At 65.9% G+C, this 23,281-nt stretch carries 23 protein-coding genes; 10 read left to right on the top strand and 13 right to left on the bottom strand.

Annotated features, from left to right (window positions below; all coding sequences use genetic code 11):
* Positions 1–3 precede the first annotated feature (3 nt).
* Entirely contained in the window at positions 4–1,479 is a 1,476-nt protein-coding gene (locus AC07O8_RS09510; protein WP_495047788.1) for a glutamate synthase subunit beta, read from the top strand.
* Between the two features lie 207 nt (positions 1,480–1,686).
* On the opposite strand, the gene AC07O8_RS09515 is transcribed toward AC07O8_RS09510, so the two are convergent.
* The 6 genes from AC07O8_RS09515 to AC07O8_RS09540 are packed head-to-tail and all read right to left on the bottom strand — an operon-like array spanning position 1,687 to position 8,855.
* The gene (locus AC07O8_RS09515) at positions 1,687–5,487 is read right to left on the bottom strand and encodes a pilus assembly protein (RefSeq protein WP_495047789.1); all 3,801 of its coding nucleotides are present in this window, start codon (positions 5,485–5,487) and stop codon (positions 1,687–1,689) included.
* Positions 5,488–5,499: 12 nt separating this feature from the next.
* Entirely contained in the window at positions 5,500–6,108 is a 609-nt protein-coding gene (locus AC07O8_RS09520) for a pilus assembly PilX family protein (protein ID WP_495047790.1), read from the bottom strand.
* 30 nt (positions 6,109–6,138) lie between these two features.
* On the bottom strand, positions 6,139–7,329 hold the full coding sequence (locus tag AC07O8_RS09525) for a PilW family protein (RefSeq protein ID WP_495047791.1): 1,191 nt from the start codon (positions 7,327–7,329) through the stop codon (positions 6,139–6,141).
* Positions 7,330–7,331: 2 nt separating this feature from the next.
* Positions 7,332–7,754, bottom strand: coding sequence for a type IV pilus modification PilV family protein (locus AC07O8_RS09530; RefSeq protein ID WP_495047792.1), 423 nt, complete (start codon positions 7,752–7,754; stop codon positions 7,332–7,334).
* Complete coding sequence (locus AC07O8_RS09535; protein WP_495047793.1) at positions 7,735–8,379, bottom strand: pilus assembly FimT family protein; 645 nt, start codon at positions 8,377–8,379, stop codon at positions 7,735–7,737. Before AC07O8_RS09535 ends, AC07O8_RS09530 begins: the two co-directional genes overlap by 20 nt.
* Positions 8,373–8,855: a type IV pilin protein gene (locus tag AC07O8_RS09540; RefSeq protein ID WP_495047794.1), complete on the bottom strand. Its 483-nt coding sequence runs from the start codon at positions 8,853–8,855 to the stop codon at positions 8,373–8,375. The genes AC07O8_RS09535 and AC07O8_RS09540 overlap by 7 nt, the downstream gene beginning before the upstream one ends.
* Positions 8,856–9,133: 278 nt before the next feature.
* Between AC07O8_RS09540 and AC07O8_RS09545 the strand changes: the two genes are divergently transcribed.
* From AC07O8_RS09545 to AC07O8_RS09570, 6 genes are all read left to right on the top strand, one after another.
* Positions 9,134–9,976, top strand: coding sequence for an ABC transporter ATP-binding protein (locus AC07O8_RS09545; protein ID WP_495048125.1), 843 nt, complete (start codon positions 9,134–9,136; stop codon positions 9,974–9,976).
* Positions 9,973–10,752 carry a lipid asymmetry maintenance ABC transporter permease subunit MlaE gene (mlaE, locus tag AC07O8_RS09550; protein WP_495047795.1) on the top strand — a complete coding sequence of 260 codons (780 nt, stop codon included), beginning with the start codon at positions 9,973–9,975 and terminating at the stop codon, positions 10,750–10,752. The genes AC07O8_RS09545 and mlaE overlap by 4 nt, the downstream gene beginning before the upstream one ends.
* Positions 10,753–10,814: 62 nt before the next feature.
* Positions 10,815–11,303 (top strand): outer membrane lipid asymmetry maintenance protein MlaD, encoded by a 489-nt coding sequence (gene mlaD, locus AC07O8_RS09555; RefSeq protein WP_297528843.1) that lies wholly within the window; start codon positions 10,815–10,817, stop codon positions 11,301–11,303.
* Entirely contained in the window at positions 11,300–12,379 is a 1,080-nt protein-coding gene (locus AC07O8_RS09560) for an MlaA family lipoprotein (RefSeq protein ID WP_495047796.1), read from the top strand. Before mlaD ends, AC07O8_RS09560 begins: the two co-directional genes overlap by 4 nt.
* A 126-nt stretch (positions 12,380–12,505) precedes the next feature.
* Positions 12,506–13,150, top strand: a complete 645-nt coding sequence (locus AC07O8_RS09565; RefSeq protein WP_495047797.1) for an MlaC/ttg2D family ABC transporter substrate-binding protein — start codon at positions 12,506–12,508, stop codon at positions 13,148–13,150.
* Positions 13,151–13,154: 4 nt separating this feature from the next.
* Entirely contained in the window at positions 13,155–13,469 is a 315-nt protein-coding gene (locus AC07O8_RS09570) for an STAS domain-containing protein (protein WP_495047798.1), read from the top strand.
* 85 nt (positions 13,470–13,554) lie between these two features.
* Here AC07O8_RS09570 and AC07O8_RS09575 read toward each other — a convergent pair whose 3' ends face one another.
* Together AC07O8_RS09575 and zwf are read right to left on the bottom strand one after the other, a co-directional pair.
* The gene (locus AC07O8_RS09575) at positions 13,555–14,415 is read right to left on the bottom strand and encodes a MurR/RpiR family transcriptional regulator (RefSeq protein ID WP_297528866.1); all 861 of its coding nucleotides are present in this window, start codon (positions 14,413–14,415) and stop codon (positions 13,555–13,557) included.
* Positions 14,416–14,425: 10 nt separating this feature from the next.
* Positions 14,426–15,871 (bottom strand): glucose-6-phosphate dehydrogenase, encoded by a 1,446-nt coding sequence (gene zwf / locus AC07O8_RS09580; protein WP_495047799.1) that lies wholly within the window; start codon positions 15,869–15,871, stop codon positions 14,426–14,428.
* A gap of 228 nt (positions 15,872–16,099) precedes the next feature.
* Here zwf and tal point away from each other — a divergent pair, with 228 nt between their 5' ends.
* The 3 genes from tal to AC07O8_RS09595 are packed head-to-tail and all read left to right on the top strand — an operon-like array spanning position 16,100 to position 19,336.
* Positions 16,100–17,050, top strand: coding sequence for a transaldolase (gene tal, locus AC07O8_RS09585; RefSeq protein WP_495047800.1), 951 nt, complete (start codon positions 16,100–16,102; stop codon positions 17,048–17,050).
* Positions 17,047–18,675, top strand: coding sequence for a glucose-6-phosphate isomerase (pgi, locus tag AC07O8_RS09590; protein ID WP_495047801.1), 1,629 nt, complete (start codon positions 17,047–17,049; stop codon positions 18,673–18,675). Before tal ends, pgi begins: the two co-directional genes overlap by 4 nt.
* 40 nt (positions 18,676–18,715) lie before the next feature.
* The gene (locus tag AC07O8_RS09595; protein WP_495047802.1) at positions 18,716–19,336 is read left to right on the top strand and encodes an HAD family hydrolase; all 621 of its coding nucleotides are present in this window, start codon (positions 18,716–18,718) and stop codon (positions 19,334–19,336) included.
* A 36-nt stretch (positions 19,337–19,372) separates the two neighbouring features.
* Here the strand turns inward: AC07O8_RS09595 and AC07O8_RS09600 are convergent, their stop codons facing one another.
* The 5 genes from AC07O8_RS09600 to AC07O8_RS09620 are packed head-to-tail and all read right to left on the bottom strand — an operon-like array spanning position 19,373 to position 23,255.
* A complete protein-coding gene (locus AC07O8_RS09600; RefSeq protein ID WP_431048699.1) occupies positions 19,373–19,582 on the bottom strand; it encodes a DNA gyrase inhibitor YacG in 210 nt (69 codons plus the stop codon).
* Positions 19,583–19,635: 53 nt separating this feature from the next.
* A complete protein-coding gene (gene zapD, locus AC07O8_RS09605) occupies positions 19,636–20,391 on the bottom strand; it encodes a cell division protein ZapD (RefSeq protein ID WP_088407952.1) in 756 nt (251 codons plus the stop codon).
* Positions 20,392–20,434: 43 nt separating this feature from the next.
* Complete coding sequence (coaE, locus tag AC07O8_RS09610; protein WP_495047803.1) at positions 20,435–21,055, bottom strand: dephospho-CoA kinase; 621 nt, start codon at positions 21,053–21,055, stop codon at positions 20,435–20,437.
* 19 nt (positions 21,056–21,074) lie between these two features.
* Complete coding sequence (locus AC07O8_RS09615; protein ID WP_495047804.1) at positions 21,075–22,019, bottom strand: prepilin peptidase; 945 nt, start codon at positions 22,017–22,019, stop codon at positions 21,075–21,077.
* Positions 22,020–23,255: a type II secretion system F family protein gene (locus AC07O8_RS09620; protein ID WP_495047805.1), complete on the bottom strand. Its 1,236-nt coding sequence runs from the start codon at positions 23,253–23,255 to the stop codon at positions 22,020–22,022.
* Positions 23,256–23,281: the final 26 nt, after the last annotated feature.

Consider the following 23,281-nt stretch of genomic DNA (forward strand, 5'->3'; position numbering starts at 1 on the left):
GTCATGGGAAAAGTCACCGGCTTCATGGAGTACGAACGTCTGGAAGAGGGCTACCAGCCCGTCGAGGCGCGACTCAAGAACTACAAGGAATTCGTCATCGGCCTCAACGTCGAGCAGGCGAAACAGCAGGGCGCGCGCTGCATGGACTGCGGCACGCCGTTCTGCAACAGCGGCTGTCCGGTCAACAACATCATTCCTGACTTCAACGACCTGGTGTACCGGGGCGGAGACACGGACTGGAAGAGCGCCATCGCGGTGCTGCACTCGACCAACAACTTCCCCGAGTTCACCGGTCGCATCTGCCCCGCGCCCTGTGAAGCGGCCTGCACGTTGAACGTCAATGACGACGCCGTCGGCATCAAGTCGATCGAGCACGCGATCATCGACCGCGCCTGGGCCGAGGGCTGGGTGCCGCCGCGTCCGGCGAAGGTGAAGACCGGCAAGACCGTGGCCATCGTGGGATCCGGTCCGGCGGGTCTGGCCGCGGCGCAGCAATTGGCGCGTGTCGGGCACAGCGTCACGGTGTTCGAGAAGAACGACCGTGTCGGCGGGCTGCTGCGCTACGGCATCCCGGACTTCAAGATGGAGAAGAGCCACATCGATCGCCGCGTCCAGCAGATGGAGGCGGAGGGCGTGGTCTTCCGGACCGGCGTGATGGTGGCGCACCTGCCCGAGGGCTCGAAGGTGACGAACTGGGCCAAGGATGTGGTCACCGCGGACGAACTGACGCAGCAATTCGATGCGGTGCTGCTCGCCGGCGGTGCCGAGCAGTCGCGCGATCTGCCGGTGCCGGGGCGCGACCTGGCCGGCGTGCATTTCGCGATGGAGTTCCTGCCGCAGCAGAACAAGGTCAATGCCGGCGACAAGCTCAAGGGCCAGTTGCGCGCCGACGGGAAACACGTGGTCGTGATTGGCGGCGGCGATACCGGCAGCGATTGCGTGGGCACCAGCAACCGGCATGGCGCCGCGAGCGTGACGCAGTTCGAGCTGATGCCGCAGCCGCCCGAGGTCGAGGACCGGCCGATGACCTGGCCCTACTGGCCGATCAAGCTGCGTACGTCGTCGAGCCATGAGGAGGGTTGCGAGCGCGAGTTCGCGATCGCGACCAAGGAGTTCCTCGGCGAGAAGGGCAAGGTCACCGGTGTGAAGACGGTGCGTGTGGAATGGGTCAACGGCAAGGTCGTCGAGGTGCCGGGCAGCGAGCAGATTCTCAAGGCGGATCTGGTGTTGCTGGCGATGGGCTTCGTGAGCCCGGTCGCGGCGATCGTCGAGGCCTTCGGCGTGAGCAAGGACGCACGCGGCAATGCCAAGGCCACGACCGAGTTCAACGGCGGGTACAAGACCAACGCGGCGAAGGTGTTCGCCGCCGGCGACATGCGTCGCGGCCAGTCGCTGGTCGTCTGGGCCATCCGGGAAGGCCGGCAGGCTGCCCGTGCGATCGACGAGTTCCTCACGGGTGACAGCGCGCTGCCGCGCTGAGCATCCCCACCTGAGATCCAGAGCGCGCAAACGCGAGCACCTCGAGACGCACGATACGAACCAGCGAACCCGTCGGTGTAAACCGGCGGGTTTTTTCATGCCTGCGCGCTGAGCAGGGCCTCCGTTGAGGGCTCGCTCATGGACGAGCCCGCTTGACCGAAATGAAAAAGCCCGGCGACTGCCGGGCTTCGTGTGGGAGCAGTGCGCTCAGAGCGTGCCGCCAGCGGCGTTGCGCAGCGGCACTTCGCGCCAGTTCAGCAGCTTGGGTCCGACGCCTTTTGCGGGCAAGGTGCCCGGGGTGCAGGTGGTGCCGGAGCACTGGTCCGGGCATCCCGAGCCTGTGCAGCCGGTGCCCAGTCCGACGACCAATCTGGGCTCTCCATCGGTAATCACGAACGTGACGTCCGTGACTGCGGCACCAGGATCGAAGTAGGCGGCATTGTTGGTGAAACGGCTCTGGCCGGTGCCCAGGTCGATCGCATACACGATGCTTGTCCCGGAGGGCGAGCACGCATCGGCACTGCTGGGCAGCGTGGCTGCAAAAACCACCGTGCCGCCGAAATACGTCGGGTCATTGATGATCCGGAAGCCCGTTGCTACGTTCATGTACCAACCCATCTCCTGGTCGAAGTCGATGACGACCGGACGCGTCAGGTCGGTCAATTGGTGCAGTTTGGTGGCCGTGATGGGGAAACTCACGCCGGCGGGCAGGTCCGCGCTGGTGCTGAAGTTGCCCGATCGACCATCCGTCACCGCATACATCCGTTGCACCTGGGCGTTCGTGATGTCGCTGGCGTCGAGCAGCTTGCCGGAGCCGAAGACCACGAAGCGGCGATTGCTCGCGAGTTGCACCACGGGCAGGACCCGTGTGGTGATCGGCTGGATCGCGCCGCTCGCGTCGGTGGCGCGGGCCACCTTCACCGGCGTGGGGAAGGACGGCGCACTGCGCAGGTCGAAGCGCCACACACTGCCGCGCAGATCCCCGGCGTAGACCGATTCAGCTTGTGCGGATTGGATGTCCGGATAGAAGGCCGTCACCTGGGTCATCCCAGACGGGTTGCCGGCCGTGCCGTCATCCAGTTCGGCAGAGGTGCCGACCGGCGTGTCGATGCGGGCCAGCAGCGCGCCGGTGCGGGGGTTCAGGATATACAGGTGGTTCTTGCCGCTCGTGTTGTTGAGTCCTGCCGGGACGATCACGACCCAGCCGTACTGCGCCATCCGCGTCACCAGCGGCTGGCCAAAGGTGAAGCCCATGTCGGAATCGGTGAACTCCCAGAGAACCTTGGTCGCGGCGACGGCTTCCGAATTGATGCTGCCCAGATCGGTCAGGTCCAGCGCGTAGATGCTCCGGCCACCCTTGCCCATGCCGCCGACGACAATGGAGCGCCAGTCCGTGCCAGAACCGCCGACGGTTCGACCGAAGTCGACGTCCATCGTCACGGGCTGGGCATCGACCATGTAGTAATGCGTGAAGTTGGGATTGCCGATCGACTGCAGGCCGTTGACGGCTGGCGTACCGTCGGGACCGCTGAAGACGGGGCTCGGAACGTAGGCGAACAGCTCCTTGCCAGCGGTGGTCCCGGTCAGGCTGCCGTCGATCACATGCACGACGCCTTGATTCGTGGCCGCGACCACATAGTTGGGACGCCCCGCCTTCGCAGTCTTGTAGGCGCTGTAGCCTGGGTTTGAGACTTCGGAAAGACCCAGCGAAGGCGGACCGACGACGACCAGCTTCGAGTTGACGATGTCGCCGACCAGCGAGGTGCGGGTGCGGTACGCCTTCGTGCTTCCGGAGACGACGGAGTTCTGTTCCTGGCTGCGGTCACCGCGAAGGTAGTTCAGGTAGGCCTGTGCGTCGCTGGTGTTCAGGTAGGCGGTGTCCAGCGAGGACGACTGCGACGAGCTGATGGAGGCCAGACGGAAGGGCACCGCCGAGCGGGTCGACGAATTGATGGTGACCATGAATCGGCCCGTGTCCCAACCGTTGCCGGCGGCTTGTGCAGCCAACTTGTCGGAGAAGCGCCAGGAATCGGAGGAAGAGGTCTTGCCATCCACCGGATTGAGGGACAAGGTGCTGGCGACCACGTCACCGGACCAATTGGAGGCGTCGTACTGCGCCGAATAGTTGGCCGTACCTGCCGCCGTGATTTGCGGCTGAGCCGTCGCGAGCGCTGTCGACAAAGCCTTCATGCGCGAAGCGATGCTTGCGAATGCCGAGGACAGGCCACTCACCATCAGGTCGGGCCGCGCCGCCGTGAAATAGGTGTCGGGGCGCAACTGCCCGCCCACGGTATCGCTCGACGAACCCGTATGCCACCACGATTGCGTCAGGTCCGCCGTGCGTCCCACCGGGTTGAAGTCGGCAGGGAGGTTGGCGCCGCCGTACTTCGTGGCCAGGTAGTACTGGTTGTTGTTCTTGTACGTCGACTGCTCCAGCACGTCCAGCCAGTAGGTCTGGACCGTCTGCATGCCCGTGGTCTTGATCGGATCGCCGGTCGGGCGGATGTCGTTGGTGTTGGCCCAATACGCCATGCCGGCCATCAGCGCGCCGTTGTTGGTGCAGCAGCCGTTGTAGGGCGAGGTCGAGGCCAGGTTGCTGATGTTGCTCATCGTGCCGACCATGTTGGTGTAGGTCGTCGCGTTGAAAGCGGTGTCGGCACTGACTGCACTTGGCTTTGCCGGCTCGGACGACCCCGTCGATCCGGGCAGGTTGCGGTCCGCGTGCGTGTTGACGTCGCCGATGCCGAGGATGAAGTTCTTCTGGCACGAATACTGGATCGGATCGTCCCAGTCGGTGATCACCGGGAATCCATCGGCCCAGGTCGACTTGGTGTTGGCGCTGGCCGAACCGCCGTCGGTGTACTCGGACACGTTGCCGATGTTGCGGTAGTAGCGCAATACCGTATAGAAGAGCTCGCCGACGGGGTCATACGTCTTGTAGGTGCCCGCCGCCGCGCCGAATTTGTTCAGATAGTTCATCACCCCGCTGTTCGACAAGGCCACACCGAAGGCCTTTGCGTCAGCGGGGTCCGGATTGAGACGCATGATGCCGGTTGCTGGATCCCATTCCTTCAGACCGTTGTCCGTCGGATCACCGCCCGGAACCGGTTGTGTCGGACCGACGAACTTCTGACGCGCGCGCAGCACCCCGCCATCCCTGCTCAGGTTGCCGTCGTTCAGGTAACCGAAGGCGCTGAACCGAATCTGGCTGGAATACTGCTGGATCAGACCTTCAGGCTTGTAGCTGCCGTTCGCGTAGAGCTTGCAATTGCTCTCGCGAAAACTGATCCCCAACGTGGTGTCGCAGACGCGCGCTCGCGCGGACACGACGTAGGAGATGTTGTCGGCCCAGGGCGACCCAGCCGGATTGAACGAAACAGGGTTGCCCGAGTTGTTGTCGCCTTGGCGCGTGAAGCGCAGCTGCACGCCCATGCCCTGGATACGCAGCCGCAGACCAGACCAGCCGAGCGGCGTGGCGCCAGCGATCACCGTCGCGTTGGTCAGGGAGCGGTCGGGGAAATTGCCCGTACCGCCCTGACCGCTGGCGTAAGCCTTCTCGATCACCGTCGCGTAGGTCTCATCGACGACACGGTATCCGCCCGTCAATGCCCAACGGAACGGATCGATGGTCTGCATCGTCGCCCAGTTCAGGAAGTTGCCGCTCCACTTGCTGTTGCAGACGTGGGCCGTGGCCGTGGCGGCTGGCGCGAAGTGATCAAGGTTGACCTTGCCGGCAGCGGGATCGGCGCGCCGGTAGTCGTAGCACTTGTCCGGATCGAAGTAACCCAGGTAGGTCGACGTCGGGGAGTAGGTCGTATCCAGGTGGGCATTGCTGACGGCGGTCGGGAACTCCACCGAGAGCGCCAGGGCGAGATTGCCTGGCACCGAGACGGAAGCGAACACCGGCTTGTCGGCCAGGGAGGTTGCCGCATGCGCGGGGAGACCGGCCGTGGCCAGCGCCGCGAATGCAGCGCCAACGAGGCGTCTGTTGAGGGAGGGAGTGAACATCGGGAACCTCAATCAGTTGACTGAATAGGTCGTCTGGTAGAACGAGTAGGCGTTGTGCGGCCCGGTCACGCGCACCGTGATGCGGAAGGTGGCCTGCGGCAGGATCTTGGGTCCATCGATCTTGTAGCCTGCGTTGTCCGAGCGACCTAGCACGGAACAGTTCGCTGTCGTGAATGCCCCAGGGGTCAAGCACAGCCGGTCGATCATGTAATGCATTTCGATCCCGTCGTCGGGCAGCTTGATGGCCCGCGCCGCGTTGCCGATGCCGCCGAAGGCGTCGCGGTCGGTCATGTTCAACATCGCCAGCGGAATGCCGGTCGCGTCGGAAGGCAGCATCGTCGCGCTGTAGTTCAGCGCCGGATTGCTCGTCATGCGCGCCGCAGCGCTCGCCAAGCCGCCCGTGACCAGGGAGTCAGTCGCCGAGCGTATGGCCCGCTCGGACTGGTTGGCCATGTCGCGCTTGAACCCGATGTTGCCGGTGTTGAGGAGAGAGACGTTCATCGACCGCATGGTCGCGGCGGCGCCGATCAGCAGCACGGCCAGCGTCACGAGCGCGATCACCATGATCACGCCCCGCTGCCTGCGGGTGGCGCGCTGTCGGGGGAACGGGAGGGGACGCATCGGAGTCATCCTTGTTGGCGGGAGCCCGCCTCAGGGGGGCGGGGTGCGGAACTGCGAGCCGAAGATCGCATTGCGGAGCGGCACCGTGAACTCGACCAACTTGTAGTTGCGGAGTTCTTCGCCGGCCGGCAGGTTCACCGTGATTTGCGCAGCAGCAGGCAAGGACTGGAACAGCGCGAATGAGGTCGGCGAGACCTGGTTGTTTTCGATGCGATCGCCACGCAGCAGAAGCGCGACGCGCAGGGCGACGATCTGACGGGCGGGGGACGTCTGACCGGTCGGCGAATTCAGCAGCGCGCTGGTAAAGCCGCCCGTGTTGGGAACCACCCAGTTGTCGACGACGCCGTTCGCCGCGGCGCTGATGCCGTAACGCACGCGCATGTCGACAACGCCTTCCGCCAGCGGGACCGGGGTGCCTGGCGCTCCTGGCATGTTGTTCAGACGCAGGAGGTCGTAGCTCACGAGCTGGCGCTGTGCGTTGATTCCGATGAGCTGGAAGCGGGGGATGTTGCCGCTCTGGTTGCCCAGGTTCGACACGGTAGTGCCGTTGACGCCGAAGGTTGTCAAGCTCGGTGGGATCGCGGCGTTGAAGTAGGTGCCGCCGAACGTCAACTGCTGCCCGGAGCCACCGACGAAACCGGGCGCCGCCTGCACGATCATGCAGGGTCGCGGGGCGGGGTCGGTCATCAGGAGCAGGTCGCCGCCGCGGATACCCAGGGTGTTGTTCAGTTGAGCGGAAACGGGTGTCACGCTGCTGATGAGAACGTCCTGCGGCGCTTCGCTCAGCCCGGCGGCGGCAGTCAGGACCTGGATGACGTCCGAGCCACCATTCCCGATGCCGGGATAAACGATCAACGGAATGGCGGTCACCGTCTGCGGCACTGCCGCGAAGGGGGCTGGGAAGGCGGCGGGACTCGGAAGGATGGCCGCACCGCCGATCGACGCGTTGATGGTGCAGCCCAGCGCGACGTCGTTCTGCACGAAGCCCGACCCGGCGCTGCGCAGTTGGCGATCCAGGTCATAGGCGACATAGCCCAGCGACATTGCCAGATCGGCAGTCGTGCTGTTGCGGCGCTTCGAGGTCTCGTAGCGCGTCATGATGATGCCGAGCGCGGCGATCAGCACCAGGCCGATCGTCATCGAGATCAACAGCTCCACGAGCGTGAAGCCGCGCGATCGGCGTGTGCCCTGGGGCGCTGCGGTAGGAAGAGGCATCGGCATGGTCAGTTCAAACGCACGTCGGTGGTGTACTGGCGCGCCGCGCCGCTGGTTGTCCGCCACGTAATCGTGACGGTCGCGACGCCACTCGCGTCCACCGCCACCGTGCCCGCCGCGTTGGGAAGTCCGGACTGCGACACGTCGGCCACGCGGGCTTGCCAGGCCGCCAGCGTCGGCGGATTGATCTGATTGCTGGTCCACATGTCGTTGACGATGTCCGATGCCAGCACCGCGGCACGGAGGTTGTCCTCGGTCGAAGTCGAGGCCTGCGAAGCTCGCGCCATCAGGGTCACCAGGCCGACGATGCCGATGGTCATGACCAACATGGACACCATCAGTTCGATCAACGTCATGCCGCGAAGGCGCGTACGACGGGAGGCTTGAGGTTGAAACATGGGTTTCACCGTTTCAGATGGTCCAGGACACATTCGCCGCCGGGCAGCCGTCCGGTAGCGCGCTGGATTCAGTACGGTCCCGGTCGCACAGTCGGACTCCGCCGCCCAGGGTCACCCAGACGGAGAGGCGTTTCAGGTTGGCGACGCTGGTCGACGTGTCGACCCAGTACACGATCTGGCCGGAGGCAGGCACGTTGCAGGATGCGGCGCCGCCGACCGGGTTGTTCAACGCAACCGGCCGTCCGCTGGGGCCGAAGCAGAGGGCGGTCGGCCCATTGATGGTGAGGTTCGAGGTTTCGCTGCTGATGGATCCACATTGGGCAGGCGGAGTGATCGCGCCATTGGCCTCGGTGATCACTAGGTTGGGGATCACTTTGACAATCCAATACAAGCCACCCGCGCTGGCCCGCTCGTTGCCCGTGCAAGTGGTCTCGCTGGTACGGTAAAGGACCACGGGCTGATAGCTCTTGACCGCCTCCGCCTGCGCCAGGCGGATCGTGGTGCTCAAGCTGCTGCCGGCGGTCCGCGTTTGCGCGTTGGCCGCCCAGCTGCGGATCGCAGGAGCGGCCAGTGCGGTCGACAAGCCGATGATCGAGATCACGATCAGCAGCTCGATCAGGGTGAAGCCGCGCGCGTCGGCGCGGACCCGCGTCAGCACGAATCACCCTTGCGCAGCAGCCACTTGGTCGCGCAGGTATTCCATCCGGCGGGCGCGGCCTCGGTGGCGCGGACGTCTGCTTGCGTGACCGAGAAACGGAAGGCGCTCAGAGTGGCTTCCGCGCTGGTGGCGGTGAGCTTGTAGCTGTTGGCGGTGGGTGCAACACATTGGATGGTGAACTTCCCATTCACCTGCGGCGTCAAGCAAGGCGGCGTCGCTCCGCCACTGGCTGCATAGGTCCGGAAATTCTGGAAATAGGCCTCCATGTCTGCCCGGGCCTGGGTCAGGCCGGAGGCAGCGTCGGTCAGCGACCCACGTGTGACGTAGTCCCTGTAGGCCGGATACGCAATCATGCTGAGGATGCCCACGATGGCGACCACGATCATCAATTCGATCAGTGTGAAGCCACGTGCCGAAGCGAGGTCCGCACGCGTGCCGGACACGGTCCGGCGAGAGTTCCCAGTGTTCCCAAACATGAAGCGCTCCTTGTTTCCGAAATTATCGACAGCGGCCCTCGGAACGCGAGGCCGCTCGTCGTGCCTTGGATTCCGCCCGTCTCGCGACGAGCCTCGACTGTGACGTCTGTCACGCCTGGGCGGTGCTCCGTGGATGCTCCCTGGGGCGAACGACCCGGCGCCGTCTCATCCCTCTGCATCCCGCCCCAGGTGCCCTCCGGCATCAATTCGGGCTTTACCCTATGATCCCGGCTCCCGGACGCCTGCCGCCCGGCATCGTTCCGGATCGATCCCAAGAAATGGCATTCACTGATCCCAATTCATCCAGAAGCGTCCGTCCACTCATCGAAGTGAAGGATGTGACCGTCGGCTATGGCGATCGGATCATCCTGAAAGACGTCAATGTCACCTTGCCACGCGGCAAGGTGATGGCGCTGATCGGCTCGTCCGGGGGCGGCAAGACGACGCTGTTGCGGCTGCTGACGAGGCAATTGCGGCCGCGCTCGGGCCAGGTGCTGTTCGATGGGCACGACCTTGCGCCCATGGGCCAGACCGAGCTCTACGCCCAGCGCCGCCGGATGGGCATGCTCTTCCAGTTCGGCGCGTTGTTCACCGATCTGAACGTGTTCGAGAACGTTGCTTTCCCGCTGCGTGAACACACCCGGCTGTCCGAGCCCATGATCCGCGACCTCGTCCTGATGAAGCTCAACGCGGTCGGCCTGCGTGGCGCCCGCGACCTGATGCCCAACGAGGTGTCCGGCGGCATGGCGCGGCGCGTCGCGCTGGCGCGCGCGATCGCGCTGGATCCCGACCTGGTGCTGTACGACGAACCTTTCGCGGGCCTGGACCCGATCTCGCTGGGCGTGACCGCGCGGCTGATCCGTGACCTCAACGATGCGTTGGGCCTGACCAGCGTCATCGTTTCCCATGACATCCAGGAGACCTTCGGCATCGCGGATCACGTCGTGATGGTGGCCAACGGCGGCGTGGTCGCCCAGGGGACGCCGGAAGAATTGCGCCACAGCGCGGATCCGCTGGTCCACCAGTTCGTCAACGCCGAGTCCGACGGCCCAGTGCGCTTCCATCAACCCGCCAAGCCGGTTCGCGAGGACTTCGGCCTGCCGCAGGAGGCGTCGGCATGATCGGTTTCGCCACCTCGATCGGGCGCGGTCTGCGCCTGAAGCTCGGTGACTGGGGCGGCGCGGCGCGGCTGCTGGTCACGCTGCTGCTGCATCTGGGCGCCTGCCTGCGTCGTTTCTCGCTGGTGCGGGAGCAGATCTACTTCCTGGGCAACCGCTCGCTGTCCATCATCGGCGTGTCCGGACTGTTCGTCGGTTTCGTGCTGGCGCTGCAGGGCTACTACACGCTGCAGCGTTACGGCTCTGCGGAAGCCGTGGGGCTGCTGGTCGCGCTGAGCCTGGTGCGAGAACTCGGACCGGTGGTGGCAGCACTGCTGTTCGCCGGCCGCGCCGGGACCTCGTTGACCGCGGAGATCGGCCTGATGAAGGCCGGCGAGCAGCTCAGCGCCATGGAGATGATGGCGGTCGACCCGGTGCAGCGCGTGCTCGCGCCGCGTTTCTGGGCTGGCTTCATTGCGATGCCGCTGCTCGCGGCGGTGTTCTCCGCGGTCGGCATCATCGGCGGCTGGGCGGTGGCCGTGCCGCTGATCGGCATCGACGCGGGATCGTTCTGGTCTCAGATGCAAGGCGGTGTCGACGTGTTCAAGGACGTCGGCAACGGTTTCGTCAAGAGCGTGGTGTTCGGCATGACGGTCAGCTTCGTCGCCCTGCTGCAGGGCTACACCTGCAAACCCACGCCCGAGGGCGTGTCCCAGGCCACGACGCGCACGGTCGTGCTGTCGTCGCTGGCGGTGCTGGGGCTGGATTTCATCCTCACCGCCATGATGTTCTCGATCTGACGCGCGACGCGCGTTCCGTCGACACCTCAACCGAATTCAAGAGATATCTCCGGAGTTGCCTGATGCAATCCTCTCGTTATGACGCGCTGGTCGGGTTCTTCGTGCTGCTGGGCGGCGCGGCCTTGCTGTTCCTGGCCCTGAAGGCGGGCAACCTGCTGTCGTTGAATTTCCAGGACACGTACACCGTGACCGCGAAATTCGACAACATCGGCGGCCTGAAGCCCGGCGCCGCCGTCAAGAGCGCCGGCGTCGTGGTCGGCCGCGTCGGTGCGATCAGCTTCGACGACAAGAGCTTCCAGGCGCGCGTGATCCTGAACATGAACCAGGGTGTCGCGTTCCCCAAGGACAGCTCCGCCAAGATCCTCACGTCCGGCTTGCTGGGCGAGCAATACATCGGCCTGGAGCCGGGCGCGGAAGAAAAGAACCTCGCCGCGGGCGACATCATCACGCAGACGCAGTCGGCGGTGGTGCTGGAGAACCTGATCGGCCAGTTCCTCTATAACAAGGCGGCCGACGCGTCCTCGACGCCGGCCTCGGGAGAGAAGCAATGAGCACCACCACCACGGTCGGGACTGCCGGAGCCGGCCGGACCGAATTTGCAGCTGCACTGCTGAGCGCCGCGCTGCTGGGCATGGCGGCGCCGGCGATGGCGCAGCAGAGGGGGCAGGCGATCGAGCCGACGCAGGCCGTCGCCTTGGCCGCGCCGACTGCCGCGACGACCGCCGAGCCGATCGCCGAGCAGGCTGTCGAAGCGCCGCAGCTAGCTGCGCAGCAGGCCGCCGAGCCGAAGGGCGAGCAGCAGGCAGGCCCGGACGAGGCCGCGCAGGATCAGGCAGCCGCACCGGCCTCCGCCGCTGCGCCGGCGGCCGGCGCTTCCTCGGCTGAGCCGGCAGCCGCAGGCCAGGCTGGCGCTGCGGCTGCCGCGGTGCAGGAAGCCCCAGGCCCGCGGGTGCGCAACCGTCTCGACCCCTGGGAAGGCTGGAACCGCAAGGTCTTCAACTTCAACGAGAAGCTCGACGAGAACCTGCTGCGACCGGTTGCCACCGCTTACTCGGACCTCGTGCCGCAGCCGGCGCGCCAGGCCGTCGACAACTTCTTCGGCAACTTCGCTGATGCCTGGTCGGCGGTCAACCTGTTCCTGCAGGGCCGCTTCAAGACCGGCGCGACCCAGACCATGCGCGTCGCCGTGAACTCCGTGTTCGGCATCGCCGGCCTGATCGACATCGCCACTCCCGCCGGCCTGGAGAAGACTTCGGAAGACCTGGGACGCACGCTCGGCTACTGGGGTGTCAAGACGGGTCCGTACATCGTGTGGCCGCTGCTGGGACCGTCGTCGCTGCGGGACTCGGTGACCTTGCCGGCCAACATCTACTATTCGCCGGCCTACCTGTTCGACGATGGCGAATACAAGTTCGCGATCTCCGCGCTCCAGCTCATCAACACGCGCGCCAACCTGCTGCGGGTGACCGACATGCTGGATGGCATCGCGCTGGACAAGTACACCTTCGTGCGCGACGCCTACCTGCAGCGGCGCAACATCAAGACGCACAAGGAACAGGAAGAAGACGACGACTACGAAGTCATCACGCCGGACGAGAAGCCGGTCAACCCTCAAAGTGGTCGCTGAACGATCGGTGAACGACCGTTGAGCGCCGCAACAACCGGTAACGCCCCTGGGGGCGACCGGTGAACCGGCACCGGACTTGCCACGTTGTGATCCGGTCCGTGTCATGAAGAGAGAGAAAGGACAAGCATGAATGCCACCAAACGACTGCTGCTCGGCGCGATCGTCTCGATCGCCACGCTGAGCCCGCTGGCCGCCTTCGCCGCCGACAATTCGACACCGGATCAGTTGATCCGCGAGCTGTCGATCGAGACGCTGGACGCCGTCAAGGGCGACAAGGCCATTCAGGGCGGCGACGTCAACCGGATCATGGCGCTGGTCGACACCAAGGTGATGCCGCACGTCGACTTCCAACGCATCACCGCCACCGCGGTCGGCCGCTTTTGGCGCCAGGCGACGCCGGAGCAGAAGCAGCGGTTGCAGGATGAGTTCAAGACCTTGCTGGTGCGCACGTATGCCGGCGCGCTGACGCAGGTCAAGGACCAGACGATCGCGATGAAGCCGATGCGCGCGGCGCCTGAAGACAAGGAAGTCATCGTGCGCACCGAGATCCGCGGCAAGGGCGATCCGATCCAGCTGGACTATCGCCTCGAAAAGCTGGACAGCGGCTGGAAGATCTACGACGTGAACGTCCTGGGCATCTGGCTGGCGGATCAGTACAAGAACAGCTTCGCGCAGGAGATCAACGCCAAGGGCATCGATGGCCTGATCAAGTCGCTGGCCGAGCGCAATGCGCGCCCGGCGACGGCCGCTTCGGGCGCGAAGAAGGGCTGAGGCGATGCTGAAGCTGCCGTCGCGGCTGCGCCTGGAGAACGTGCCCGAGGAATGGGTGCGGCTCGAAAGCGCGCTGCGCGCCGAGCTGGCGCAAGTCGGCAATGCCGCCGGACGCAGCATCACCTTGGATGCGAGCGGGCTGACCGACTTCGACTCGGCGGCGCTGAGCCTGCTGCTCAGCGCGCTGAGGCTGTGCGGTCAGGATGGCTGGCAGCTGACGCTGCAGCAGGCGCCCCGCGAACTGCGGGAATTGGCGCGGGTGTACGCGCTCGAACACCTGTTCTGGGCCGACGCGCCGGCGCCCGCCGAGATGGCGTGACCGGACTTTCCCAATGACGACGGGCCGCAGATGCGGCCCGTTTCCATTTCAGCGTTGAGCGCCTGTCTTGTCGACAGGGCCTGCTTCACTGCGCGTAGCGCTTCGTGCGGAGGTTGCGCTTGATCTCCTGCAGCATCGGGCGGAGGTTCTCGCCCAATCGCAGCGCGACGCCGGTGGTCAGCACGTCCACGACGATCAGATGCAGCAGCCGCGACACCATCGGGCTGTAGCGGTCATAGTCCTCCGGATGGTCGACCGCCAGCAACACCTGACCCGGCAACTGCCCCATCTGGGCCAACGGTGAGCCGCTGGCGGTGATGATGATCGTCGTCGCGCCCTTCTTGCGTGCGATTTCGGCGGCATCCATCAGGTCGCGGCTGCGGCCCGAGTTGGAGATGATCACTGCGCAATCACCCGCGCCCAGCATCGTCGCGCTCATCAACTGCACGTGGCCATCGCTGCAGGCGAAGGTGTTGGCGCCGAGCCGGAAGAACTTGTGCTGCGCGTCCTGGGCCACGATGCCGGAGTTGCCGACGCCGTAGAACTCGATGCGCTGCCGCTGGCGCGCCGTTTCCGACAACGCCGCGATCGCGCGCTCGAAGGCATGGCTGGCGGCGTCGTTGCGGTAGTGGAGCAGCGCCGCGACGGCGTTGTCGACCACCTTGACGATCAGATCGCCGGGCTTGTCGTCTTCGTCGACCGCGCGGTGCACGAAGGGAACCCCCTCGTTGACGCTGCCGGCGAGCTTCAGCTTGAAGTCGGCCAGACCGTCGTAGCCGACGCTTCGGCAGAAGCGCACCACCGTCGGCTTGCTGACATGGGAGCGATCAGCGAGCTCGCTGACCGGCAGACTCGCGAACGAACGCGGATCGGACAGCAGCAGTTTGGCAACGCGCTGTTCGGCGGGCGGCAGCGCGGGCAGCGCGGCCTTGACACGTTCGAGCATGCTCATCGCGTCAGCATTCCTCGATCCAGGAGTGGCCGTCGCGTGCCACCAGCGCGCTCGAGGCCGGGGGACCCCAGCTGCCGGCGACGTAGGTGCGCGGTCCGGTGCTGTCCTGCTTCCAGAAGTTGAGGATCGGCTCCACCCAACGCCAGGCCTGTTCCTGCTCGTCGCTGCGCACGAACAGGTTGAGGCGTCCGGCGATCGCATCCAGCAGCAGCCGCTCGTAGGCACCGACGCGGGTGTGCGCGAAGGCCTTGTCGAAGTCCAGGTCCAGCGAGACCGGGCTCAAGGCCTCGGTGCTGGAGCCGCCCTTGTTGGCCATGAGCTGGAGCTCCAGGCCGTCCTCGGGTTGCAGCTTGATGATCAGCCGGTTGGGACAACTGCTGCCCGGGAAGATCGGGTGCGGCACCGGGCGGAAATTGATGACGATCTGCGCGTCGCGCGCGGCGAGCCGCTTGCCGGTACGCAGATAGAAAGGGACGCCTGCCCAACGCCAGTTCTGGATCTCCGTCTTCAGCGCGACGAAGGTCTCGGTGTGACTGTCGGGCGGAATCTTGCCCTCGTCCAGATAGCCCGGCACCGGCTTGCCCTCGGCGTTGCCGGCGCGGTACTGGCCACGCACCACGTCACGTGCGACGCTCTCCGCAGTGAACGGCTTGAGCGCGCGCAGCACCTTCAGCTTCTCGTCGCGGATCGCATCCGCGTCGTTGCTCGAGGGCGCCTCCATCGCGATCATCGTGAGCAGCTGCAACGCATGGTTCTGGATCATGTCGCGCAGCGCGCCGGTGCCGTCGTAGAACGGACCGCGCGTGCCGACGCCCAGGCCTTCGGCCAGCGTGATCTGGATGTTGGCGATGCTCTCCCGCCGCCACAGCGGTTCGAACAGCGCGTTGCCGAAGCGCAGCGCCATCAGGTTCTGCACCGACGGCTTGCCGAGGTAGTGGTCGATGCGGAAGGCCTGCGTCTCGGAGAACACCGAGCGCACGACGCGGTTGATCTCCTGCGCGCTGGCCAGATCGTGACCCAGCGGCTTCTCCAGCACGACGCGCACGTTCGCGCCGTTCAAGCCCGCCGCGCCGAGTTGCTGGCAGATCTGCGTGAACAGGTGAGGACTGGTCGCCAGGTAGAACACCACCGTGTCGGCGTTGCGCTCGCCAAGCCATTCCTTCAGCCGCGCGTAGTGGTCGGGCTGTGACAGGTCCATGCGGCGGTAATGCACCCGCTCGGAGAAGCGGGCGAACTCGTCGTCGTTCGGTCGCTTGCCGGCCTCGACCTCCTGGAAGCGTTCCTTGAGCCACTCGCGATAGCGCTCGTCGGACTGCTCGTCGCGGGCGACGGCGAGGATGCGGCCGCCTTCGGGCAGCTTGCCGTGGCGGAACGCCTGGAACAGCGCGGGCATCAGCTTGCGCCAGGTCAGGTCACCGGTGCCACCAAAGAAGACGAGGTCGAAGGACATGAGCGCGGCGCCCCGCGTCGGGGCGTAAGAGTTGTTGGCGATGTCTTGATGTAACGAAGTTACCGGAATTATGATGCCCCAGTTTCTTGGGCCGGTCAACGTGCGCGGCGCCTCCAAAGGGGGGCGCCGCCAGCAGGTCTAATACGGCTTTCTCCGTCGGCGGCAGGGGCAAGGCCCATGCCTCCGACGTGTCCCGTCCGTTCTCGACCGCCCCAGGCGCCTACGCTCATGAACCAGCTCGAACAACTCAAGGCCTTCACCACCGTCGTTGCCGACACCGGCAACTTCAAGCAGCTGGCGCAGTTCACGCCGCGCGACGCGACGACGAACCCGTCGCTGATCCTGAAGGCGGTGCAGTCGCCGGACTATGCCCACCTGCTCGAGGACACCGTCGCCGCGAACAAGACGGACGCGCTGGACCTGATCGTCGACAAGGTGCTGGTGGCTTTCGGACTGGAAATCCTGAAGGTCGTGCCGGGCCGCGTGTCGACCGAGGTGGACGCTCGCCTGAGCTTCGATACGGTGGCCACGCTGGCCCGGGCCCGCCGCCTGATCCAGATGTACGAGGACGCCGGCATCGGCCGCGACCGCGTGCTGATCAAGGTGGCGTCGACGTGGGAAGGCATCCAGGCGGCGCGCGAACTGGAGCTTGAAGGCATCCATACCAACCTGACGCTGCTGTTCTCGTTCTGCCAGGCGGTGGCGTGCGGCGAGAACGGCATCCAGCTGATCTCGCCCTTCGTCGGTCGTATCTACGACTGGTACAAGAAGGCCGCCGGCCCGAACTGGGACGAGGCCGCCAATGCCGGCGTGAACGACCCCGGCGTGAAGTCGGTGGCCGCCATCTACAACTACTTCAAGAAGCACGGCATCCAGACCGAAGTGATGGGTGCGAGCTTCCGCAACGTCGGCCAGATCCAGGCGCTCGCCGGTTGCGACCTGCTGACGATCAGCCCCGACCTGCTCGCCCAGTTGCAGGGCAGCGAGGCCCCGCTGGTGCGCGCGCTCGACGCGGACGCCGCCAAGGCCCAGGACTTGCCCAAGGTCTCCTTCAACGAGGCGGCGTTCCGCTTCGCCCTCAACCAGGACGCCATGGCCACCGAGAAGCTGGCCGAGGGTATCCGCCTGTTTGCCGTCGATGCCGGCAAGCTGGACCAGATGATCGAAAGCCTGCGATGACCGAGTTCCCGCGTTGCGACCGCAGCCCGACCTGGGCGGCCTTGCACAGTCATTTCCAGCAATCCGGGCGCGCGTTCGACGTGCGTCAGGCCTTCGCGACCGATGAGGGCCGTTTTGCGGCCTGGTCGCTGCAGGCGCCGGAGGTGTTCGCGGACTTGTCGAAGAATCGCATCGACGCCCGCACGCTGGAACTGTTGTTGACGCTGGCCCGGGACGTGCAGCTGGAGTCGCAGCGCGAAGCGCTGTTCAACGGCGAGCCGATCAACGCGACGGAAGGTCGCGCGGTGCTGCACACGGCGCTGCGCGCGCCAGCGGGGCAGGGGCCGCACTCGGACGAGGTGCAGGCCTCGCTCACCCGCATGCTGGCCTTCGCCGACTCGGTGCGCGACGCGGCCAGCAGCGGCATCACCGACGTCGTGCACATCGGCATCGGCGGCTCGGACCTCGGGCCGGCGATGGTCGTCCAGGCCTTGCAGTCGTACGTGCCAGCCGGACTGACGCTGCATTTCGTGTCGAACGTCGACGGGCACGACTTGGCCCCGGTGCTGCGCGACCTGGATCCGAAGACCACGCAGTTCATCGTCGCCTCCAAGACCTTCACGACGCAGGAGACGCTGGCCAACGCGATGGCCGCGAAGGCCTGGTTCCTGCAGAACGGCGGGACCGATGTCGCGAAGCATTTCGCCGCCACGACCAGCAACGCCAAGGCGGCGGCGGAGTTCGGCATCGCGACGACCTTCGGTTTCTGGGACTGGGTCGGTGGGCGCTATTCGCTGTGGTCGGTGATCGGCCTGCCGATCGCGATCGCCGTGGGCTCGGCCCACTTCCGCGCGCTGCTGGCCGGCGCGCATGCGATGGACCAGCATTTCCGCAGCGCGCCGTTGGACAGCAACCTGCCCGTGCTGCTGGGCTTGCTGGATGTCTGGTACCGCAATTTCCACGGCTTCACGAGCCGCTCCGTGGCGCCGTATCACCAGGGGCTGCGCCGGCTGCCCGCCTACCTGCAGCAGCTGGAGATGGAGAGCAACGGCAAGGGCGTGGACCGCGCCGGCGATCCGTTGAGTTTCGCCACCAGTCCGGTGGTCTGGGGCGAGGCCGGCACCAACGGCCAGCATGCCTACTTCCAGATGCTGCACCAGGGCACCGATGTGATCCCGGTGGAGTTCATCGCCGTGAAGACGCCGAACTTCGGCGCGCATGTCCGCGGTGAGCTGCTGGACAAGCTGCAGGACCAGCACGTGAAGCTGCTGGCGAACTGCCTGGCGCAATCGCAGGCGCTGATGCAGGGCAAGACCGCGGAAGCTGCGCGCATGGAGAAGGCGCCGACGGCCTCGCAAGACCTGGATCCGGACGTGCTGGCGCGGCATCGGAGTTTCACCGGCAACCGGCCGAGCACGACCTTGCTGCTGGAGGCGCTGACGCCGTCGTCGCTCGGCGCGCTGATCGCGCTGTATGAGCACCGCGTGTTCGTCAGCGGCGCTGTCTGGAACATCAACAGCTTCGACCAGTGGGGCGTCGAACTCGGCAAGGCGCTGTGCAACAGCCTGCTGCCGCGCCTGACCAGTGGCGATGCGTCGGGCCTGGATGCTTCCACGGCCGGCCTGCTGGCCAAGGTCCGCGGCTGAGTACGCTTCCCCGATTTCCACGCAGTAGAGAACGAATCAGATGAAGATCGTGTTTGATTTCGGCGCCGTGCTGTTCCGTTGGCACCCGCCGAGTTTCCTGGCCCGTGTCTGGGCCCACCGCGTCGCGGACGAGATCCAGGGGGCCGCCTTGGCCAAGGACCTCTTCCAGGACTACCGCGGCGATTGGGGGGCGTTCGACCAGGGTCTGGCGGATGCGCCCACCACGGCGGATCGCATCCATGCGCGCACCGGCTGGCCACGCGAGGACATCGTCGCGGTGATGGACGCCGTGCCGTCGGAGCTGAAGCTCATCGAAGGCTCCGCGGCCTTGGTCCAGGAATTGAAGGCGCAGGGGCACACGCTGCACTTCCTGTCCAACATGCCGGAGCCGTATGCCGATTACCTTGAGCAGACCTTCCCGTTGAAGGACTGGTTCGTGTCGGGCGTGTTCTCCGGACGTGTGAAGCAGTCGAAACCGTCGCGGGAGATCTTCGACCTCGCGCTCGAACAGTTCGACGCCCGTCCCGAGGAGGTGCTGTTCCTCGACGACCACCCGGACAACATCGCGGCCGCGAAGGCTTTGGGCTGGCAGACGCACCTGTTCACGACGCCCGAGCTGGCACGGGCGGACCTGGTGCGGCTGGAACTGCTGCCGGCCTGAGGGTTGTCGGTCGACGCGCGTCATGCGCGCATCGACCTACTTCGAAGCGTCGTCCTCGTCGATCGTCGTCGGCGGCGCGGCCACGCGGAAGGACTCATCGGACCAGTGGCCCAGGTCGATCTGGCGGCAGCGCTCGCTGCAGAACGGGCGCCAGAGGTTGCTCGGCGCGAAAAGACTGTCGCCGCCGCAGGTGGGGCAGGGGACGATGCGGGGCGCCGGGGTGGCGGGAATGAATTTCTCGGGCATGGCGACAACGGAACGGCAGCGTGCCTCCGGTGCTGAGCGCCGGAGGCATCAAGTCAGGAACACAGGGTCAGTTCGAAGGTGGCGTCCACCGGTGCGGGTTTCAAGCGCCCGTCTTCGTCCTGGCGCATCAGCCGGATCGAGACCATCAGCCGGTGACCGCTGATCTCCGGGATCAAGCCGAGGCTGGGGTCGATGCGCATGCGCAGCATGTGGAAGCTGCGGCCCGGCGGCAGGCTCTGCTGATACTGGCCGCCGTGGGCGGCCACCTTGTGGGGCGAGCCGCTGTCGCGCAGCAGGCCCAGCAGCACGTTCAACGCTTCGGCGAGCGGCATCAGCGTCTGCGCCCACTGCATCAGGTCGTTGCGACGACGCACCGGCAGCAGTTGCTGCCACGCGTAGTAGGCGGGGAGGTCGAACTCGCAGGTGCCACCCGGGATGGAGATCCGGCTGCGGATGCTCATCAGCCACTCATTGGTCGTGAGCGCATGACCGGCCTTGCCGGGCAACTGGTTGAGCTTGTCGAAGGCGGCATCGATGCGGCCGACCACCTCGTCCAGCACGGCTTCCGACACCGCCGGATTGCCGCGGTAGCTGTTGAACTGCGTGCGGTGGCGCTCGAGCTCCTTGAGCAGGTCGGCCTTGAGGTCGGCGCGCGAGGCGACGTCCATCACCTCGAAGATGGTGGCCAACGCGAAGTGGTGATCCATCGCGGTGTCACGCGCCATCAACTGACCGAGCCGATCGAACAGGTGTTCGAGTCTGAGCATCGTGCGGATGCTCTCGTTGAACGGGTATTCGTAGAGGACCAAGTCGACATCCCTTTGCGGCAAGTGACCATTGTTCCACAGTGTGTCACGGCCCCCCGATCGGGCGCGGGGGACAGAGCAGCGGGCCGCCCAGCAGCAGGCGGACTTCTTCTTCCAGCTGTTCCAGCGTCAGGCCGTCGTTGTGGATCACCGCATCCGCCGCGGCACGGCGCTGAGTGCGGCTGGCCTGCTGCGCCAGGATGGCCCGCACGGCCGCCTCGCTCAGGCCCGACCGGGCGATGACGCGGGCGACCTGCGTGTCTTCGCTGCAGTCGATGACCAGTACCCGATCGACCAGACGCCGCCACCGGCCTGACTCGACCAGCAGCGGCACATCGAACACGATGCGTTGCCCTGGACGGGCGAGTGCCGCCTGCCGCGCGGTTTCCGCACCGATCATCGGATGCAGGATGGCTTCGAGCGCGCGCCTGGCTTCCGGGTCGCGGAAGGCCAGTTCCCGCATCGCGGCCCGGTCGAGCGCCCCGTTCCCTGCGATGAAGGCAGGACCGAACCTCGCCTCGATGGCGGGCATCGCACCGCCGTCGGATGAGGTCAACGCGCGGGAGATGGCATCGGTATCGACCAGCAGCGCGCCGCCCTGCGCCACCAGCGCCGCTGCGACGGTGCTCTTGCCGCTGCCGATGCCGCCGGTGAGGCCGATGCGCACGAATGGCTCCGGGCGCGGCTCAGACGGGTTGAAGTCCCAGCCAGACCGCGACCCTCGCGGTGCCGATCAGGAGCACGGCGAGTCCGCCGCCGGCCAGGAACGGGCCGAATGGCACATAGCGACCTTCCCGCAGTCCGCCTCGGAGCTTCAGCCCGATGCCCACCACGGCGCCGATCAGCGAGGCGAACAGCGCGACCGGCAGCACCATCTGCCAGCCCAGCCACACGCCGAGGGCGGCGAGCAGCTTGAAGTCGCCGTAGCCCATGCCTTCCTTGCCGGTCGCGAGCTTGAACACCCAATAGATCGACCACAGGGAGAGGTAGCCCGCCAGGGCGCCGATCAGCGCGTCGGTCAGCGAAACCGGAATCCATCCCGCGTAGGAGGCCATCAAACCGGCCCACAGGAGTGGTTGGTTGATGCTGTCGGGCAGCAGCGTGGTGTCCCAGTCGATCCCGGCCAGCGCCACCAGTGCCGCAGCAAAGCCGCAATACAGCAGGCTGGCCGGCTGTGCGCCCAGGCGCCAGGCGATGCCTGCGAACAGCAGGCCCGTGAGCAGTTCGACGAACGGGTAGCGCGCCGAAATCGGCGCCTTGCAGGAGGCGCATTTCCCGCCCAGTCGCAACCAGCCGAGCAGCGGCAGGTTTTCGTGCCAACGCAGGCGGTGTCCGCAGTGAGGGCATCGCGATGCCGGGCGGACCAGCGAGAACGGGGGCTGGCGATCCAGCGACTCGCGCAGCGGCACTGCGGCGGCCGCCAGATGCCGGGCGGCCGCTTCCTCGAGACCCGCATGGGTGCGCAGGTCGCTCTCGATCGCCAATTGATCGGCGCAATCGGACAGCCACTCCCGATGCATCATCACCGGCAGGCGGTAGATGACGACGTTGAGGAAGCTGCCGATGCACAGGCCGACAAGGCCCAGGAACGCAGGTGACAGGAGCGTGTCCAGCAGAGCCTGGTCCAGCACTTACACCACCGCGCCCAGCTTGAAGATCGGCAGGTACATCGAGATCACGATGCCGCCGATCAGCGTGCCCAGGAACACGATGATCAGCGGTTCCATCAGGCTGGACAGCGCCTTGACAGCGTCATCCACCTCTTCTTCATAGAAGTCGGCCGCCTTGCCCAGCATGTGGTCCAGCGAACCGGATTCCTCGCCGATGGACGACATCTGCAAGACCATGATCGGGAAGATGCCGGTCGTCTGCATCGAGGTGGTCAGCGACGCGCCGGTCGACACGTCGCGCTGGATCTTCTCCGTCGCCTCGACGAATACCGCGTTGCCGGAAGCGCCCCCCACCGAGTCCAGCGCCTCCACGAGCGGAACGCCCGCGGCGAACATCGTGGCCAAGGTGCGGGTCCAGCGCGCCACTGCGGACTTGTAGAGCAACTGACCGAAGACGGGGATCTTCAGCAGTAGACGGTCCATGAACTTCTGCATCTTCTCCGAGCGTTTCCAGCTCTGGAAGAAGAAGTACAGGCCACCGCCGATGACGCCGAAGATCAGCCACCAGTACGCGACGAAGATCTCCGACATCGCCATCACGAACAGCGTCGGAGCCGGGAGATCGGCACCGAAAGACTTGAACACGTCCTTGAAGGCCGGAATCACGAAGATCATGATCACGGCCGTCACGACGAAGGCGACGATCAGCACCGCGATCGGGTAGGTGAGGGCCGACTTGATCTTGCCCTTCAGCGCGACGGTCTTTTCCTGGTAGATCGCCAGACGGTCCAGCAAGGCTTCCAGGATACCGCCCTGCTCGCCGGCCTCGACCAGGTTGCAGTACAGCGCGTCAAAGTACAACGGATGCTTGCGGAAAGCGGCGGACAGCGAGGTACCGGTCTCGACGTCCTGGCGGATGTCGGTCAGCAGTTTCGTCAGGCGCGGGTTCGGGCTGCCGCGCGCGACGATGTCGAAGGCCTGCAGCAGCGGGACGCCGGCGCGCATCATGGTCGCCAGTTGGCGCGTGAAGACCGAGATGTCCTTCTGCTTGATGGACTTGCCGCCGGAGCTGCGCCGCTTCTTGATCTTGCTGACCAGGATGCCCTGTCGCCGCAGCGACGCGCTGATGACGGCTTCGCCGCCGGCCCGCATCTCTCCGCGAACGATCTTGCCGTTGCGGTCCTTGCCTTCCCATTCAAAGACGTATTCCTTGATGCCCTTGGCCGCGCCCTTGGCGCCTGCGGTGGTCGTCGCCATATCACCTCCTGCCGTCGCGCCAGACG

Source organism: Roseateles sp. GW821-FHT09G09, from assembly GCF_059415965.1.